Here is a 15,427-nt window from a genome sequence, read left to right as displayed (position 1 = left end):
TCTATCCCTCACTCTCGCTTCCATACCTGGGATATCCCGTCAGGCAGACATCCTCGCCGAAGCGCTCGATCTGCATGCGTTCGATCGTGATCGCCCGGCTCATCGACGCGCTGCCGGGGAAGTCGAAGCTGCCCGGCGCGGCCGCTCCGCCGCCGATGATCTTCGGCGCCAGGAACAGCGCCAGCTTATCGACGAGGCCTGCGCCCAGCAAGGCTCCGCTCAGCTTGCCGCCGCCCTCGACGAGCAGCGAGCCGATCTCGCGCTCGCCGAGCCGCGCCATGGCGGCGCGGAGGTCGACAGCGGGCCCCGGGCCGCAGTCGATCACTTCGACGCCCAGCGCCTCCAGCGCGCGGCGGCGTTCGGGCGGCGCTTCGGCGGTCGTCAGTACGACCGTGGGCGCCGCCCCGTCCCGCACGAGCTGCGCGTCGTGCGGGAGCCTCAGCGTCGAGTCGACGACGACGCGCAGCGGGTTCAGACCCGGCACAGGAAGCCGGGTCGTCAGCGCCGGATCATCGGCGAGCACCGTGCCGATGCCGACCATGATCGCCTGATGGCGGTGACGCAGCAAATGAACATGGGCGCGCGAAGCTTCGCCCGTGATCCACTTGCTGTCCCCGCCGCGGGCGGCGATCTTGCCGTCCAGCGTGCTCGCGCTCTTGACGGTCACGAACGGCCTTCGCGTAACGATATACTTGTTGAACGCTTCATTCAGCGCCTCGGCCTCGGCCGCGAGCACGCCCGCCTCGACCTCAACGCCGTGCGCGGCCAGCTTCGCCAGGCCGCTCCCCGCGACAAGCGGGTTCGGGTCGGTGGCGGCGACCACGACCCGCTTGACTCCCTCGCGGATCAGCCGCTCGCTGCACGGCGGCGTCCGCCCGTGGTGGCTGCAGGGCTCCAGGGTGACGTACGCTGTCGCCCCTTGCGCCTCCGCCCCCGCCATGTTCAGCGCATGCACTTCCGCGTGAGCCTCGCCCCGCTTCAGATGCGCCCCCATCCCCAGGATGCGGCCGTCCTTGACCAGTACGCAGCCGACTACCGGATTGATCCCCGTTTGACCCGAGGCGGCCGAAGCCAATTGGAGGGCAAGACGCATATAGAATTCATCGTTCAGCACTTCGCTCATGCTTGCCCCTCCTTTTGTTTCCAAACAGAAAAAGCCGCTTTTCGCTTGGGGCAAAAAGGGCTTGAGAAAGACGCATCCGTAACATGTCCGGACTGCTGGGAAACCATAACAAACGAGCGCAGGCTGAATAAACGTCCGCGGCGCTGCCGAAAGCAGTACCCTGCGGCGCACACTTAAATAAGCGTACGTATGACGCAAGACGCCCGGCACCAAGCCACCCGCACCAACGGATGCAGGTTCGGCACCTGGAAGCTTGCCCAAAACGGAACAGCATACAGGCATGCCGAGCATGATGAAAAGCATGCATCGACTAAGCCCTCGTATCGTCACGATTCCGCTTCCCCTTTCTCCCATCCAGACTATACTGTCGGTCTCGGACTTGCACCGAGTCGACCGGCAACGGGCTTGCTTCGCAAGCGCCTGAAGCGCGGTTCACGGACTGAGACGGCAGCCGAAGCCGCCGTACAACACCGCCGGTAGGGAATTTCACCCTGCCCCGAAAGGTAAGCTATGCAATTTAAAAGTCAGTATACCTCTAGTTGACTGATTTGTCTACCCAGGATTTGAACATTAAAGTGGTCGACCTCTAACATCACCGCGCTTCCATTACGTCCCGTGAATTGTGTCGGTTGCTGGACGTTTTGTTCATTACGCAGGTTCAGGCCACCAGAAGGTGGCGGCCACGCTTGCCATCTGTGAGTCAGGAAGAACGTTCACCGCTCGCGAATTTGTTAATATAGAAGTTAATTCGGATCAACCCACCCCTACAACATTTGAATATGCAACCCACTTGCAAAAGTGAAGCGGCAAAATGCCGAGCTAACCACCTAGCTCAAATGCTATGAGGAGCATCGTCTTGCCCGATCGAATCGCTCGCACCTGCCGTTGGCAAACAACCACCCCTTGAGACAGTGACTTACAACCGGAGAAACCAAGCAGTCGCGAAGCCAAGGTGGACAAGTTTCCACTGAATACCATTTATCATGAACTCCTGGAAATCGAGCAAATTAGCTTTTGCTGGGGCGGCGCGGCATGAAATGAGCACCGAAATGTGTAACGAAATTACAATCATTCCGCCTTAGTGAAGGTGACCCGTCATATTCGTCTGGTCTAATCTTACCTCCACTGCGAAGGGGAGGAAATTCACATGCCCATCGTAATTGCGCCGATTCTTAAACCGGTTTTCCAGGAACTTGGCCTCACCGTCGAGCATAACGTACATCATGAGCTAAAAGTATTTAGACAACCAGCCGTTATACCGATAGGAACAAAAATTTGCCCCTTTGGTTTTACGCTCTCGCCACAGATGCTGCGGGCTGGATGCTTATTGCGCAGACCAATGGCTATCTCTGCTAGTTCAGCGGATGGAGGAGCATCTGCTCCAGCAGGATATTTTGCATGTCGACGAGACGACACTTTAGTTGCATCGCGCGCCAAGCAAAGCGACGATATCTAAGTCGTATCGATGGGTATGCCGCACTGGACGCATGGGTCCGCCGATCGTGCTGTACGATACCGTCCGACACGAGGCGGCGAGCATCCGCGAAATTTCCTGTCGAGCTTCAGCAGCTATCTGCTAGTGTATTTCTATGGCGATTAACATAAGGTGAAGGGCGTTACGTTAGTGGGCTGTTGGGCGCATGTACACAGGAAAAATTATGAGGTGCTAAAAGCGCTCCCTGCCACATATAACCAAACGAAAACCGCTGCGCATCAAAGGACTAGCAGCTCTGCAACTAGCTATTTGCAGTTGAACATGTGATCGGACGGAAGAATTGGTTGTTTGCCAACATGCCTAACGGCGTGAAGGTGAGCGCGATGATCTACAGAGTAATCGGGACGGCGAGGGAAAACGGTTTGAATCCCTCTCAAATAATTGAATTACCGGTTCGACCATCTCCTGCATGCGCTTGACGATCTGTTGTCAAGATCATCAAAGATTCGCTGACCTAGCGTATGTTTGATAAAAGTATGGCTATGCCCACCTCCTGTGACCATGGTATGGGCTATTTGATGTTTACTTAAAAAGCTTATAGCTTTCGCTGGTATAGATCCGAGTGCCTTCCCATCAGGCAAGTTTACATCCACTAGAAACTGTATCCATTCGTTTAAGAAGAGTCTTATTTTTTGCCACCGAGTTAGGAAGAGAGCGGTTGCTCGTTCTAAGAGACTTGTGTATCTGATTGTAGATACTACCTCGCTGAAACCAAGCTGAAGTGTAAGAATATACATGACGCTAAAAAGAATGAATGGCTTCCAAATAACAGGGACATAACACTTTTTTCAAAAATTTGTTGTATCAGCCAAAATATTATCTAGAAAAAGCATGATGTCCTATTTATTTTTCTTATATCTACAAAGGTGTAAATTACTATAACTACATAATCAGGACCCAACCAATATAAATATCCCAAAAATCAACATTTATTTATATTATTAATCCTAATTAAAGCAATTATTGCAATATATCCTTTTATTCGATAATCTAACTAGGGTCAATTATACCATTCTAGTATATGGAATTAAATGATAATATATGGTTGTAATATAAATCTTGCATTCGAAAGGAGCATTATTTTGAAAAAATTAATTCGTTTCACCCTAGCAACATCGTTAATGTTATCTAGTCTCCCTATTACGTCTCATGCACAAACATTTCCAATATCAGACGATGTAATTATTTTCTCTAAACCGCTAATAACTGACTTGGAGCAGTTATATAGTAGTGCCCTTCAAGGAAAAACGGATTATAGCTCCCCTAATGTTAAGGGTGGAGCAACCTATACAGATACAACAAGTGGTGAACAAATTGAGGCTGAGGTGGCAAGTACAACCCAACTATTTCAAGTGAAGCAGAATAGACAAGATAATTCTGAAACTCGTCGATATGTCACTACTTCGTTTATAGGGCCCTTAGCAACATCTTCAGGAAACAAAGAAACATGGGACGGGGCGTATTCCACAAAAGCTTATACTACGCTTGAGTGGGAAACAAAAACGAAAAATAATAAAGAATATATAACAATAATAAATGCTTCCGGAGGTTGGACAAAAGATTCTCAAGTCACCCTGGATAATCGTTCTGTTAGAATTGGTCAAACTGGTACTGACGAAAATCAAACCCAAGTTGTGCAGAAAATAGAATTTCAAAATCATCAATTAACTAATAATTCCTTTAATTATGGGGTGGGAACGAGTTGGAAACCTGTTCGTACAGGTGAGGTTTGGACATTAGTAGGTGTATCGATGGATGTTGAAATATTCCGAGGTACCGGATCATGGAAACTAAACCATACTCACAATATTGGTAAGTAACAAATTGATGATTTGTAGCACGGGCTGCTGAATTGGGCAGCCTTTTTTATTTACATTCTACACGCTCTATATAATTGAAGTAATTCACTGGTAGTTTATTTACTACACAACTCTTGGGTCTGTCATTATTTTGTGTAAACTCGTATATAGAGAATCTCTCGATGAAATTGAGCCTATGGTAGATGCTGACCGATCCGTTCCGGAAAAAACAGAGAAAGCTGGAGAAGGATTTGTCTCCAGCTTTGGACGCGAAGCATTTTCAGCAGTGCTTCATAGCTTAAGAAGAATGGCTCTTTCATTTTGTCACTTTGTGAAGCTGACAAAGATAGCTTTCAATTATGTTGGTGGTAAATATGAGCTTACGCAGCTCAGGCGAGTATTTATAAAACGTAGCGAGCTCGTCCAAGTTTCTTCGACAGGAGCTGATAATGAGCGGGTAATTGGCTCCCTACTTTTCCACGAAGCGATCGAACTCCACTAGCGCGATTTCCTCGCAGGCCGCTTTGAAGACCATCTTCCGATCGGCAGTTACTTCTTCAAATCCTTGTAAAAGACGTAAAGCGTCGAATTGCGAATTTGGTGAATGTTTCATGTTTGGATTTCAGTCTTCGGGTAGTAGGCTTGATCTCCAAAGAGAAGTCGGTCAGATTATCGACTTAGGTTCTGAGGATGTCCTACACTCCGCGGTTTTTGAGGTCGTTTAGCACATTGAGCCAGAACTTGGTAATCTCGTTCTCGGCGCCCTATATGCCTAATACATACTTATTGCCATCCAGATCAATGTTTACGATAACGCCGTCCTGCTGAAGTGAATGGCATCCAGGAACACGACCATATAAACACCTTGCAGCGGACGATTCTGCGAGATAATCTGATCCGTGACGTTTGAAATCATCGTCGGAGAGACTTCAATGCCATATAGATTCTGAAGATGCTAAAAGTTGTTCCCTTCGCAATATTCCCATTTGCGTGCTCAAAACTCTTTGTTATTTTCATTTTAAAGCTTTGAGAATTTACACATTTTATTTTACAAACTAATATGGCACGACCAAGACCTAGTATCCATGATTGACCTCAAAGTGCTATAGGTCTGATTCTAATATTACTTGGAATTCATATTTATTTATATGGTATAATATATTTTTACTATTTTCTGAGAAGGAAGGGGTATAATGTGAAAAAAACATTTTTTTCGGTCCTGATTCTCATGATTCTTATCGTCGTAGTACTGTCTTTTTATTCCTCTAAAGAACAAAGAATATTCAAAGGAGATAGTGTGAATTGGGAAGCGCAATTAAGTTATACGAATGCAAGTGGAGGAATAACTAGAGAGTTATTAAGGGTTACCTATAAGAAAAAAGAAAGAATTGATGGGTACATTGGGTATGAGTTAAAACGCATCGGCGGAAGTATGTCAGGGGAGGATATGAAGCTTGACAGCAATAACCATGCAATTAAGAAGACCGAAACACAAGGGAGTTTTGCTGTGCCGCCAAGAGACCAAAGCATTATATTAACGATTAAAGTAGATGGGCAAACCGAAACTATTGAGTTGAAGCCCATCCAGCCATGAAAAAAAGAAATTTCGGAACTTTATAGGTTGAACATAAGATGGTAACCTAACATTCGGCTAGATCTTCATCGGAAAAATCTATCATGTGCGCAAAGACCTGCAGTCGTACATCTTTTTTTTCCTATAATTGACCACCAAGTGAAATTCATGCCAACGTGCATCTATTTTTCCCGCTTAACCCGTTCTTCTGAGAAATATCCATGAAATTCTTGCATGATTTCAGGCATTTTCACACCGGAAGGAAATTTATGTGAAAAAACTGCACTTTGGCATTTTTCCGAGCCGGAATGGGGACTGAAATTGTCTACTATAAATATAATCAGTAACCTCTACTAACAAAAAGCAGTGTCCACCTAAGAAATCGTGAACACTGCTTTGACTATACGTCCTCTTCTACTCTTCCCAAACCTTGACTTCTTTCATTTTGTCGCCTTGCTTGACATTATCGAGCAGCTCCATGCCGCTCGTCACTTTGCCAAATACGGTATGCTGCTTGTCCAGGTGAGGCTGGGGAGCATAACAAATATAGAATTGGCTTCCGCCCGTATTCTTGCCTGCATGCGCCATAGCTAGAGTACCGCGCTCATGCTTGCTGGTGTTGGTGCTTGTCTCGCAATCTATCGTGTAACCAGGGCCGCCCGTACCATTTCCTCTCGGACATCCGCCTTGAGCTACGAAGCCTGGGATAACGCGATGGAAAGAAAGTCCGTTATAAAACCCTTCATTTGTAAGCTTCTCAAAATTTGCTACCGTGTTAGGCGCCTCTTCCGGAAAGAAATCAAGTTGGATGACTCCACCGTTTTCAAGCTCGATCGAACCTTTTTTAGCCACAATCATTCTCCTTTGGGTTATGAATTTATAAATGGAGTTTAGCATAACTGGCATTTACAAGCAAATCACATCGACGCTTTCCTATGCTTAGGAACGCCGTCAGAACTGCTGTCCGGGCCAGCTACGAAAGGCCAGCCGGCGCTCCAATAAGAGCTGCAGCCCTTGAGTCACCGGCGCTCGCCTTCTTATCAACCTTCTATCTAGCTTTCGATACCGGCTTCATCCGCTCCGGCACGACATCCTTGTGCACGAGATCGCCAAGCGTTTCGCGTTCCACCACGACATCCGCTGCCCCGTCCTTGACGAAAACAACAGCCGGACGACGAAGTCGGTTGTAATTGCTGGCCATCGAGTAATTGTATGCCCCCGTGCAGGCCACTGCCAGCACGTCTCCTGTGCTCGCTTTGGGCAGCTTCGTATCCCAGATCAGCATATCGCCGCTTTCGCAGCATTTGCCTGCGATCGAAACAACCTCTTCCTCAGGCTCGGCCGCGCGATTGGCCAGCATCGCCTCGTACTGCGCCTGATACAGCGCGGGACGCGGATTGTCCGTCATGCCTCCGTCAACCGCCACATACTTGCGAACGCCCGGGATATCCTTGTAGGTCCCGATCGTATAGAGCGTTGTGCCCGCATCGCCGACAATGCTGCGGCCCGGCTCCGTCCAGATCTCCGGAAGCGGGTAGCCATGCTTGGCGAACTGCTCGCGTACGGTGGACGTTATCGCGGCCACATACTCGGCGACAGGCAGTGGAGTATCGCTTTCGGTATAGCGGATACCGAAGCCGCCGCCCAGGTTCAGCACCGAGAAGGTAACACCTAGCTCTGCACGAACGCTGACGGCAAAGCCGATGACCTTCTCAACGGCGAGCTGGAAGCCGCCGACTTCGAAGATTTGCGAGCCGATATGCGAATGCGTTCCGAGCAGCTCAAGATGCGGCAGCTCGGACGCTTCCGACACCGCCTGCTTCGCCGAACCGTTCGCCAGATCGAAGCCGAACTTTGAATCCGTCTGGCCGGTGGAGATGTACTCATGCGTATGAGCATCCACACCTGGCGTAATTCGGAGCAGCACCTTCGTTTTCTTCCGCTTCTCGCCCGCGATCGCATTCAACATGTGAAGCTCAATGAAGTTATCGACGACAAAACAGCCGATGCCTGCGTCAAGCGCCATTTCCAACTCCTGCGGCGTTTTGTTGTTCCCATGAAAGTGTATGCGCTCCGGGGGAAACCCGGCTTGCAGAGCCGTATATAATTCGCCGTCCGAGACGACGTCCAGGGACATGCCTTCCTCCTCGGCAATGCGGCACATGGCCATAACGCAGAACGCCTTACTGGCATAAGCCACTTGGAACGGAAGTCCGGACTTTCGGAAGGCGTCGACAAATTCCTTGCAGCGCTGGCGGATCAAGGCCTCATCCATCACATATAAAGGTGTACCGTACTGCTCCGCAAGCTCGACTGTATCGCAGCCGCCAATCTCTAGATGCCCTTTGCTGTTGATCGTACTGGTGCCGTGTAAATACATCGTATATAACTCCCTCTTCCCCTATAGGACTTATTCTCCATTGGTCATACTTTTTGCAGCCCGTTACTTCTAAAGTATCATAATCCGCGCCTGTTACACAACATGCAAAACGGCCCGCCTTCGCTGGGAAGACAGGCTTATCGCAATGATTTCCCGATCATGGCCCCGGTTCGGGAGAGGGCTGACGCGTGGAATCGGCGGTTTTGTTCAGGCTCATCCGCGATTTCATGGTTAAGAAGGGCCGACGCACCAGAATATCCAGCATCGCCTTGGCATTAAATGGAATGAACGGCCACAAATAAGGCGTATTGTAAGAGCGCTGAAGCGCCAGCATTAGCACCAGGCCTGTGGAAGCAATGACCAGACCCGGGACCTTGAAGATGGCGGCGGCTATCAGCAGGACAAGCCTGGCCAGCCGATTCGCCAAACTTAATTCATAGCTCGGCGTTGCAAAGGTCCCGATAGCGGCAGCCGCCAAGTACAGAATGACCTCGTTGACGAACAAGCCTGTTTTCACGGCAACGTCGCCGATGAGAATGGCCGCTATCAAGCCCATCGCTGTAGCCAGCGGGGTCGGGGTATGGATGGCTGCCATCCTCATCAGATCGATCCCGAGCTCCGCGATCAGGAATTGCAATATTAGCGGAATCTTTCCTGCTTTCTGCGGCCCGAGAAATTCCAGACCGCCCGGCTTGAGATCCGGAGAGGAGACGATCAGAAACCAGAGCGGCAGCAGAAATAGCGAGGCCGCAATGCCTATGAACCGTACCCAGCGCAGGTAGGAGCCGACTAACGGGGTCTGGCGGTATTCCTCGGCATGCTGCACATGATGGAAAAAAGTAGTTGGCATGATCATGACCGATGGTGAGGTGTCTACGAAAATGATCATGTGACCCTCGAGCAAATGAGCCGTAACGACGTCGGGCCGCTCGGAGTAACGAACCGTCGGGTAGGGGTTCCAGCCTTTGCCGATTATCGCCTCCTCCAGCTGCTTCTCGGCCAGCGGAAGTCCGTCTACGTCTACCTGCTTAATCTTGTCGCGCACAGCTTCGATCAGTTCCATATCGCAGATATCCTGGATATAACCGATACAGACATCGGTCTGCGTCCGTTTGCCGACCTGTGTGATCTCCAGCTTCAATCGCGGGTCGCGAAGCCGCCGGCGGACCAGCGTGACGTTCGTGAGCAGCGTTTCGACGAAGCCGTCGCGCGAGCCGCGTACGACCCGCTCAAGATCCGGCTCTTCCGTCGAACGCACCGGGAAGGCTTTGGCATCGACCAGCACCGCCTCCTTCTCTCCCTCGAAGAAAAAGGCCGTACCGCCCATCGCGACATAATCGATGGCTTCTTTGAGCGTGCTCGTTTTCTTGACTTGGATATGGGGAATGAGCGCATGGTCAAACAGCTCGATAATATTCAGCTTGTCCGAGTCGCCGCCTGCCCCCTCATCGAGACGACGCCGGGTATTAGAATGCTCATTCCTGACGCCGCCCTGCACATGCTGCCCCGCTCCTGTCGGGAGCCCGCTGCCGGAGCGCTCTTCCCCCTCCTTGTGACCGGGAAGGCTGACATCCCCGTTCGCCGCTCTATGCTCTTCGTCTGCGTATGACAGCCGCATTAGGATATCGGTCAATACGGTATCCTTCGCAAATCCGTTGTAATAAAAAATGCCCGTGTTCTGCCCTCCGAACACCATCTCGCGAAAAACAACGTCGAAGCTTTTGTTCAGGCCGACCCTTTCCTCAAGCTGCCGTTTCAAGCGGGCAAACGTTGCCGGGATCGCCTGATCTTCCTTAAGCCTGCGCTCCTCCTCCGACAGATGGGCTTCCGCCTTCATGCCGGTTTTCGGGTCGTTTCCGCTAGAGGATTCGGCGCCCGTTTTCTCCGGGTCCCGCCCCGGCTCGCCCTCCGGTCCGACCTCTGCTCTTTCGCGCGCTTGACCGATAATATCGCCATGTTCATCAATTTCCAGCTTCGGGTCGGTCTCTGACTCTCTTTCAAGATATGAATTCTCATCCTGCCGGAGAGCAAACCCTTCCTCCTGCTCCTCCTGTCTTTCCCCGGATAGCTCCGGCTCTTCCGTCATCCCGTTGCCCGTGTTAAGTCCGTTCCGCTGGGGATTCATCCGTTTGGCGCGCTTGAATTCCTTTTGCATCGTAATCGTCCCTCCTAATCCTGATGACTTTCTGTTATCCGGCGCCCCTTGCGAAGCTTCGGCAGAGCCTCTACCCGAGAATGCCCAGCCAGTCGATGAAGGAGCCGAATACTTTGCCGAAGATCATGGCCATCAAGAGCCATATCATATAAGATTCCATCCCGATCCGTTTCGCAATAATCGGCAGCACATTGATGACCTCTGTCAAGGCGGCCGCCAGCATTCCGACGAAGCAGCCGGCCAGCAGGCCGTATACGGCCGCAGACATCGGAAAGAGTCGATAGGTCCATTCGAAAAAATCGGTCACCGTAAAAAAGAGAGCTCCCACGATCACGGCGGCTTCATAAAGCCGTATATGCCCATAGGACCGAGAGATCTGCGCCAATCGCGGAATGATGTCCAGCACGACCAGAAAAGCGACCATCCCGCTCCCCACGGCTATGCCGCCGGCTAATCCGATAAAGATAAGCGCCAAAGACGCGGCCCACTCGATCATCGTGACTTCACCGGGCGTTCATTCCCGTCCTGATGATGTTCTTTTCGGTGAAGCTTGGCATATTCGTCCGAGATAACGAACTGATTCACATTTTCTTGGTACATAAACATCTCCACCTCGAGCGGGCTTGGCTCTTCATTGAATTTCTTCTGGAACAAATGATTAAAAAATACAATCATCCCCAATCCGATTCCTAGCGAATAAGGTATTTGCAGCAGCAACGGATGCGTCTTCTCTTGACCCGTCAGCAGCTTGTAAATATGGCGATGTACCTCGGCCATGCTGACATCGGCATGAAAATTCATGATCGCCAGTCCCGAGCCCACGAACAAAAGAAGCCACACCAGCACGATCAGCACTTTATTGGGGCGCTTGGGTTCACTTTGTATCTCGACCAGCGTATGCGGCTCGCCGAATAGCTCAAGCTGCATTTCCGGGAATCTTTCCTGTACTTTACGAATGATAAGCAGCATATCCACAAGCACGAGATTGCCGTCGTATTCCTTGGGACGGTACAGCTCCAGCTCCAGCAGCTCGCGTTCATGCTCGGGCGGCGCAAGCAGCTGAGCGACCCTCCCCAGCCTTACGGACTCCCGGGGACTGATGCGCAGTGTTCGGCGCAAGCGGATATAAACGCGCGGCGTTGAAGAAATTTGCGGTTCCATCGTACAAGCGACCTCCTCTCTGTCCTTCCTTCCTGAGCCCTTCCTGTCAGATAAGGGTAGTATGAATGGGAACGCACACTTGTAATCGTCACCCCATATGGAAAAACTTGTGGGCACCTTCCTATGAATAGCCATGCGGCGGACTAGGAAGCCTAATACCAGAATCAGCTAGACCCACACTTATCTAAACAAGGAAGGTGCAAACAATATGACCAAAACCGCATTGACCCTCGTCATTATCGGAGCGCTCAACTGGCTATTGGTAGGTTTGTTTCAGTGGGATTTGGTAACGGCGCTTCTCGGTGGAGACGTCCACCGGGCATCCTCCGGACTCAGCCGTATCGTATACACACTGGTAGGCTTAGCCGGTCTGTACTGCATCGGCTTGCTGTTCCGGGACAATGCTTCCAGGGCTCGGTAGAAGCGGGGCTATGATGACGACAACGACAAGCCCAAAACCCGTCCGGGCTTCCGGACGGGTTTTGGGCTGCTACTGAGCGATCTGATTTTTAATGGAAAGCAGGATCTTCTTCTCCAGCCGCGACACCTGCACCTGGGAGATGCCGAGCCGGCTGGCAACCTCGGACTGCGTCTGATCGCGGAAGTATCGCAAGTATACGATCAGACGCTCGCGTTCGCTCAGCGAGCCGATCGCTTCATTTAACGCGAGCTTGTCGAACCACTTCTCTTGCCCCTCATCCGCAATTTGATCCATCAGCGTAATCGGGTCGCCATCGTTTTCAAAAACCGTTTCATGAATCGAGGAAAGCGGCTTATTGGCCTCTTGAGCGAAAACCACGTCCTCGGGTGTGATGCCGAGCTCCTCAGCCACTTCCTTGACCGTTGGCAGACGGCCGTTGCGCTTGGCCAGCTCGTCCTTGGCCTTGCGGATCTTGTTGGCGAGCTCCTTGAGCGACCGGCTGACCTTGAGCGTCCCGTCGTCCCGGAGGAAGCGCTGTATCTCCCCGATAATCATGGGCACCGCATAGGTGGAGAACTTGACTTCGTACGACAGATCGAATTTGTCAACGGATTTCAATAAACCGATGCAGCCGATCTGGAACAGGTCCTCCGCCTCGTAGCCGCGGTTCAGGAAGCGCTGCACCACGGACCATACGAGCCGGATGTTGCAATTGACAAGCGTTTCACGCGCGAGCGCATCGCCGGATTGGCTGAGCGCGATCAGCCGTTTGACTTCGGTATCGTCCAGATAGCTGTGCGAGGCTTGCTTCAAGTCCACATCCATAGGTTCAACCCCTAATTAAATAAAGCTTTTTTTGACTCGATTCGCTTCTTCATTCGGATCGACGTTCCGGCGCCAAGCTCACTGGTTACTTCCACTTCATCCATAAAGTTTTCCATGATCGTGAATCCCATGCCCGAGCGCTCCAGCTCCGGCTTGGACGTATATAACGGCTGTTTGGCCAGATCGAGGTCCTCGATACCGCCCCCCTGATCCTCCACCGAAATTAAAACCGTATCGCCATCGATCTCGGCCGAGATCGTAACGGTTCCCTCCGGATTGTTATCATAGCCGTGAATGATCGAGTTGGTTACCGCCTCGGAGACCACCGTCTTGATATCGGTCAGCTCGTCAAGCGTCGGGTCCAGCTGGGAGACGAATGCGGCGACCGTGACGCGCGCAAACGATTCGTTCTCAGAGCGGCTGGCGAATTGGAGTTTCATAAAATTGCGTACACTCATGATACGACCTCCAGACTTTGAATCGCTTGTCTCTCGTTGTCTTGAATCGATAAAATTTTGAACAGACCTGACATCTCGAACAGCCGGTATACGGACGGATTTACATCGCATACCACCATCTTGCCTCCGCGGCTTGTAATCTGCTTATACCGGCCGAGAATCACGCCGAGGCCCGAGCTATCCATGAAGCTGAGCTGCTTCAGGCTGAGAATAATATGGGTGCTGTGCCCTCGCAGAACCGCTTCCTCCATGCGGGTCTTCACGGCTTCCGCCGTATGATGGTCCAGCTCGCCCTGAAGCCTGACGATAAGCGCATTGCGGTAATGCTCCAACTCGATTTGTAAGCTCACGCTGTTCACTCCCTCCCGTTCATGAATCACTGTTTCTACATGCAGGAAAGCTTTTCCTTCCCCCCCGACAAAACTAGAAGAAATGCGTCAGAACTAGAAGGAAAGCGACAGAAAATGCAGCAGGGGTCCTTTTAAAGAGGTACGTATACAAAAAAATCCCCGCGTGGCCGTTACTTCTGCTGCGGGGATTCTGGGATGTCAATCAAAGAAAAACAGTCGTTTGGCCGTTCGCTTGGTGAGCGTCCACCAGCCTGCCTTCGTTACGTTCACCGGGGATTCCAGTGCAAACTCCTTGATCACCTGGTCGCCCTTGTACACGACGATTTTACCGATCGGCTGCCCTATAGCTACAGGTGCCTTGAGCTTCGGATCAAGCTGGACCTCGTGACGGATGCCTTCCACGGCATCGCCCTTTTTCAGCAGCAGCGAGTACGAGTGCTTGGCTGTCAGCGGAATAACCGGCGTCTCTCCCTTGCCGACCTTCAGCTCGCCGATCGGATCGCCCGTCTTGTAGATGGGCAGGTTCGTATATTGGGAGAACGCATAATCGAACAGCTTAGTGACCTCGGCATTTCTTGTTTTGGTATCCGGCTCGCCCATCACGACCGAGATGACGCGCAGATTATCACGCTTGGCCGTTGCCGTCAGACAAAACTTCGCCTCGCTGGTATAGCCGGTTTTGAGTCCATCCACTCCCGAATAGAAGCGGACCAGCTTATTCGTATTGACAAGCCAGAAGGGCTTTTGCGTGTCCTTGCGCAAATAATCCTGATACTGTCCGGTGAATTGAGTAATTTCTTCGTGTTTCAGCAGCTCCTGGCTCATCAAAGCGATATCGTAAGCGGAGGAGTAATGATTTTCAGCCGGCAGTCCGTTCGGATTGACGAAGTTCGTATTGTGCATGCCGAGCCCCTTGGCCCGCTCATTCATCAACGCGACGAAAGCCTGCTCAGAGCCGCTGATCTTCTCCGCCATAGCAACGGAAGCGTCATTGCCCGACGCCATGGCTATTCCCTTCAGCATATCTCTAACCGTCATTTCTTCGCCCGGCTCCAGGAAGATCTGCGATCCCCCCATCGATGCTGCGTATTCGCTTGTCCGTACCATCTCGTCCATCTTCAGCTTGCCCTGATCGATAGCCTCCATGATCAACAGCATGGTCATGACCTTCGTAATGCTTGCCGGCGGAAGCTTGGCATCCTTGTTCTTATCGACGATGAGCGTACCGGTATCCACATCCATCACGACGGCGGATACGGCGCCCGGCGCCAAGTCCACCTTATTCTCAGCCGGCTTCTCCTCGGCTAGCGCCGTAGGCATCGCCAGTGTCAGCAGCAGCAGGGCGCTGATCCACATTTTGATCCATGGTCTGGTATTCACCTGTTCTACCCCTCCTGAAGGATTGCTAAGTATTTAAAGTGCTGGTAATCATTGTTGACCTTTTTGGAGGTAAATATTCGGCCAGCCCTAAAATCAGTTTGCGGCAAGCATATCAAGGGCAGTCAGCGGCAAACGGTAGACTAGGGGCCTCACAAAAAAAACCGGACCCTGGGGTCCGGCCAGGCTGTCGAGAAAGTCTCGACAGCTCTTTTTATTTGCGCGTAGTTTAAGACGACACCGCGTTAATATGGTATAATATAGATAACAATTAATGGACGGTGATCAGTTATGCTACGACATTCCAACG

At 51.4% G+C, this 15,427-nt stretch carries 14 protein-coding genes, 1 pseudogene and 1 riboswitch; of the genes and pseudogenes, 4 read left to right on the top strand and 11 right to left on the bottom strand.

Annotation, left to right across the window (positions count from 1 at the left end; all coding sequences use genetic code 11):
* Position 1: 1 nt before the first annotated feature.
* Positions 2-1,123 carry a bifunctional diaminohydroxyphosphoribosylaminopyrimidine deaminase/5-amino-6-(5-phosphoribosylamino)uracil reductase RibD gene (gene ribD / locus GSF01_RS08660; protein ID WP_159882908.1) on the bottom strand — a complete coding sequence of 374 codons (1,122 nt, stop codon included), beginning with the start codon at positions 1,121-1,123 and terminating at the stop codon, positions 2-4.
* Between the two features lie 338 nt (positions 1,124-1,461).
* Positions 1,462-1,631, bottom strand: a riboswitch (FMN riboswitch).
* Positions 1,632-2,270: 639 nt separating this feature from the next.
* Between ribD and GSF01_RS08655 the strand changes: the two genes are divergently transcribed.
* Together GSF01_RS08655 and GSF01_RS08650 are read left to right on the top strand one after the other, a co-directional pair.
* Entirely contained in the window at positions 2,271-2,579 is a 309-nt protein-coding gene (locus GSF01_RS08655) for a hypothetical protein (RefSeq protein WP_159882906.1), read from the top strand.
* 1,121 nt (positions 2,580-3,700) lie between these two features.
* Positions 3,701-4,438, top strand: coding sequence for a hypothetical protein (locus GSF01_RS08650; protein ID WP_159882904.1), 738 nt, complete (start codon positions 3,701-3,703; stop codon positions 4,436-4,438).
* Between the two features lie 173 nt (positions 4,439-4,611).
* On the opposite strand, the pseudogene GSF01_RS30585 reads toward GSF01_RS08650, so the two are convergent.
* Positions 4,612-5,372 (bottom strand): annotated as a pseudogene (locus GSF01_RS30585) (IS256 family transposase); the annotation flags it as partial.
* Between the two features lie 240 nt (positions 5,373-5,612).
* Here GSF01_RS30585 and GSF01_RS08640 point away from each other — a divergent pair.
* Positions 5,613-6,011 (top strand): hypothetical protein, encoded by a 399-nt coding sequence (locus GSF01_RS08640; protein ID WP_159882902.1) that lies wholly within the window; start codon positions 5,613-5,615, stop codon positions 6,009-6,011.
* 393 nt (positions 6,012-6,404) lie between these two features.
* Here GSF01_RS08640 and GSF01_RS08635 read toward each other — a convergent pair whose 3' ends face one another.
* The 5 genes from GSF01_RS08635 to GSF01_RS08615 all read right to left on the bottom strand — a co-directional run bounded on the left by GSF01_RS08635 (position 6,405) and on the right by GSF01_RS08615 (position 11,686).
* Positions 6,405-6,848: a peptidylprolyl isomerase gene (locus tag GSF01_RS08635; RefSeq protein ID WP_159882900.1), complete on the bottom strand. Its 444-nt coding sequence runs from the start codon at positions 6,846-6,848 to the stop codon at positions 6,405-6,407.
* Between the two features lie 190 nt (positions 6,849-7,038).
* The gene (lysA, locus tag GSF01_RS08630; protein ID WP_159882898.1) at positions 7,039-8,370 is read right to left on the bottom strand and encodes a diaminopimelate decarboxylase; all 1,332 of its coding nucleotides are present in this window, start codon (positions 8,368-8,370) and stop codon (positions 7,039-7,041) included.
* Positions 8,371-8,527: 157 nt separating this feature from the next.
* The gene (locus tag GSF01_RS08625) at positions 8,528-10,525 is read right to left on the bottom strand and encodes a spore germination protein (RefSeq protein ID WP_159882896.1); all 1,998 of its coding nucleotides are present in this window, start codon (positions 10,523-10,525) and stop codon (positions 8,528-8,530) included.
* 70 nt (positions 10,526-10,595) lie between these two features.
* Positions 10,596-11,021 carry a stage V sporulation protein AB gene (locus GSF01_RS08620; RefSeq protein WP_159882894.1) on the bottom strand — a complete coding sequence of 142 codons (426 nt, stop codon included), beginning with the start codon at positions 11,019-11,021 and terminating at the stop codon, positions 10,596-10,598.
* The gene (locus GSF01_RS08615; protein ID WP_159882892.1) at positions 11,018-11,686 is read right to left on the bottom strand and encodes a stage V sporulation protein AA; all 669 of its coding nucleotides are present in this window, start codon (positions 11,684-11,686) and stop codon (positions 11,018-11,020) included. Before GSF01_RS08615 ends, GSF01_RS08620 begins: the two co-directional genes overlap by 4 nt.
* 208 nt (positions 11,687-11,894) lie before the next feature.
* Between GSF01_RS08615 and GSF01_RS08610 the strand changes: the two genes are divergently transcribed.
* Entirely contained in the window at positions 11,895-12,107 is a 213-nt protein-coding gene (locus tag GSF01_RS08610) for a DUF378 domain-containing protein (RefSeq protein ID WP_159882890.1), read from the top strand.
* Positions 12,108-12,176: 69 nt separating this feature from the next.
* On the opposite strand, the gene sigF is transcribed toward GSF01_RS08610, so the two are convergent.
* From sigF to GSF01_RS08590, 4 genes are all read right to left on the bottom strand, one after another.
* Positions 12,177-12,932 (bottom strand): RNA polymerase sporulation sigma factor SigF, encoded by a 756-nt coding sequence (sigF, locus tag GSF01_RS08605; protein WP_159882888.1) that lies wholly within the window; start codon positions 12,930-12,932, stop codon positions 12,177-12,179.
* 11 nt (positions 12,933-12,943) lie between these two features.
* Positions 12,944-13,390, bottom strand: coding sequence for an anti-sigma F factor (gene spoIIAB / locus GSF01_RS08600; RefSeq protein ID WP_159882886.1), 447 nt, complete (start codon positions 13,388-13,390; stop codon positions 12,944-12,946).
* A complete protein-coding gene (spoIIAA, locus tag GSF01_RS08595) occupies positions 13,387-13,740 on the bottom strand; it encodes an anti-sigma F factor antagonist (protein ID WP_159882884.1) in 354 nt (117 codons plus the stop codon). Before spoIIAA ends, spoIIAB begins: the two co-directional genes overlap by 4 nt.
* A 198-nt stretch (positions 13,741-13,938) precedes the next feature.
* On the bottom strand, positions 13,939-15,096 hold the full coding sequence (locus GSF01_RS08590) for a D-alanyl-D-alanine carboxypeptidase family protein (protein ID WP_159883300.1): 1,158 nt from the start codon (positions 15,094-15,096) through the stop codon (positions 13,939-13,941).
* Positions 15,097-15,427 lie beyond the last annotated feature (331 nt).

This window comes from Paenibacillus puerhi (genome assembly GCF_009846885.1).
Classification (GTDB): Bacteria; Bacillota; Bacilli; order Paenibacillales; family NBRC-103111; genus Paenibacillus_G; species Paenibacillus_G puerhi.
Note: the sequence above shows the minus strand (reverse complement) of the source record. Positions and strands in the feature narration are given on the sequence as shown.

Coding starts and splice junctions, on each gene's coding strand:
- ribD (WP_159882908.1), bottom strand. CDS start 1,123: ATGAGCGAAGTGCTGAACGATGAATTCTATATGCGTCTTGCCCTCCAA.
- GSF01_RS08655 (WP_159882906.1), top strand. CDS start 2,271: ATGCCCATCGTAATTGCGCCGATTCTTAAACCGGTTTTCCAGGAACTT.
- GSF01_RS08635 (WP_159882900.1), bottom strand. CDS start 6,848: ATGATTGTGGCTAAAAAAGGTTCGATCGAGCTTGAAAACGGTGGAGTC.
- lysA (WP_159882898.1), bottom strand. CDS start 8,370: ATGTATTTACACGGCACCAGTACGATCAACAGCAAAGGGCATCTAGAG.
- GSF01_RS08625 (WP_159882896.1), bottom strand. CDS start 10,525: ATGCAAAAGGAATTCAAGCGCGCCAAACGGATGAATCCCCAGCGGAAC.
- GSF01_RS08620 (WP_159882894.1), bottom strand. CDS start 11,021: ATGATCGAGTGGGCCGCGTCTTTGGCGCTTATCTTTATCGGATTAGCC.
- GSF01_RS08615 (WP_159882892.1), bottom strand. CDS start 11,686: ATGGAACCGCAAATTTCTTCAACGCCGCGCGTTTATATCCGCTTGCGC.
- GSF01_RS08610 (WP_159882890.1), top strand. CDS start 11,895: ATGACCAAAACCGCATTGACCCTCGTCATTATCGGAGCGCTCAACTGG.
- sigF (WP_159882888.1), bottom strand. CDS start 12,932: ATGGATGTGGACTTGAAGCAAGCCTCGCACAGCTATCTGGACGATACC.
- spoIIAB (WP_159882886.1), bottom strand. CDS start 13,390: ATGAGTGTACGCAATTTTATGAAACTCCAATTCGCCAGCCGCTCTGAG.
- GSF01_RS08590 (WP_159883300.1), bottom strand. CDS start 15,096: ATGTGGATCAGCGCCCTGCTGCTGCTGACACTGGCGATGCCTACGGCG.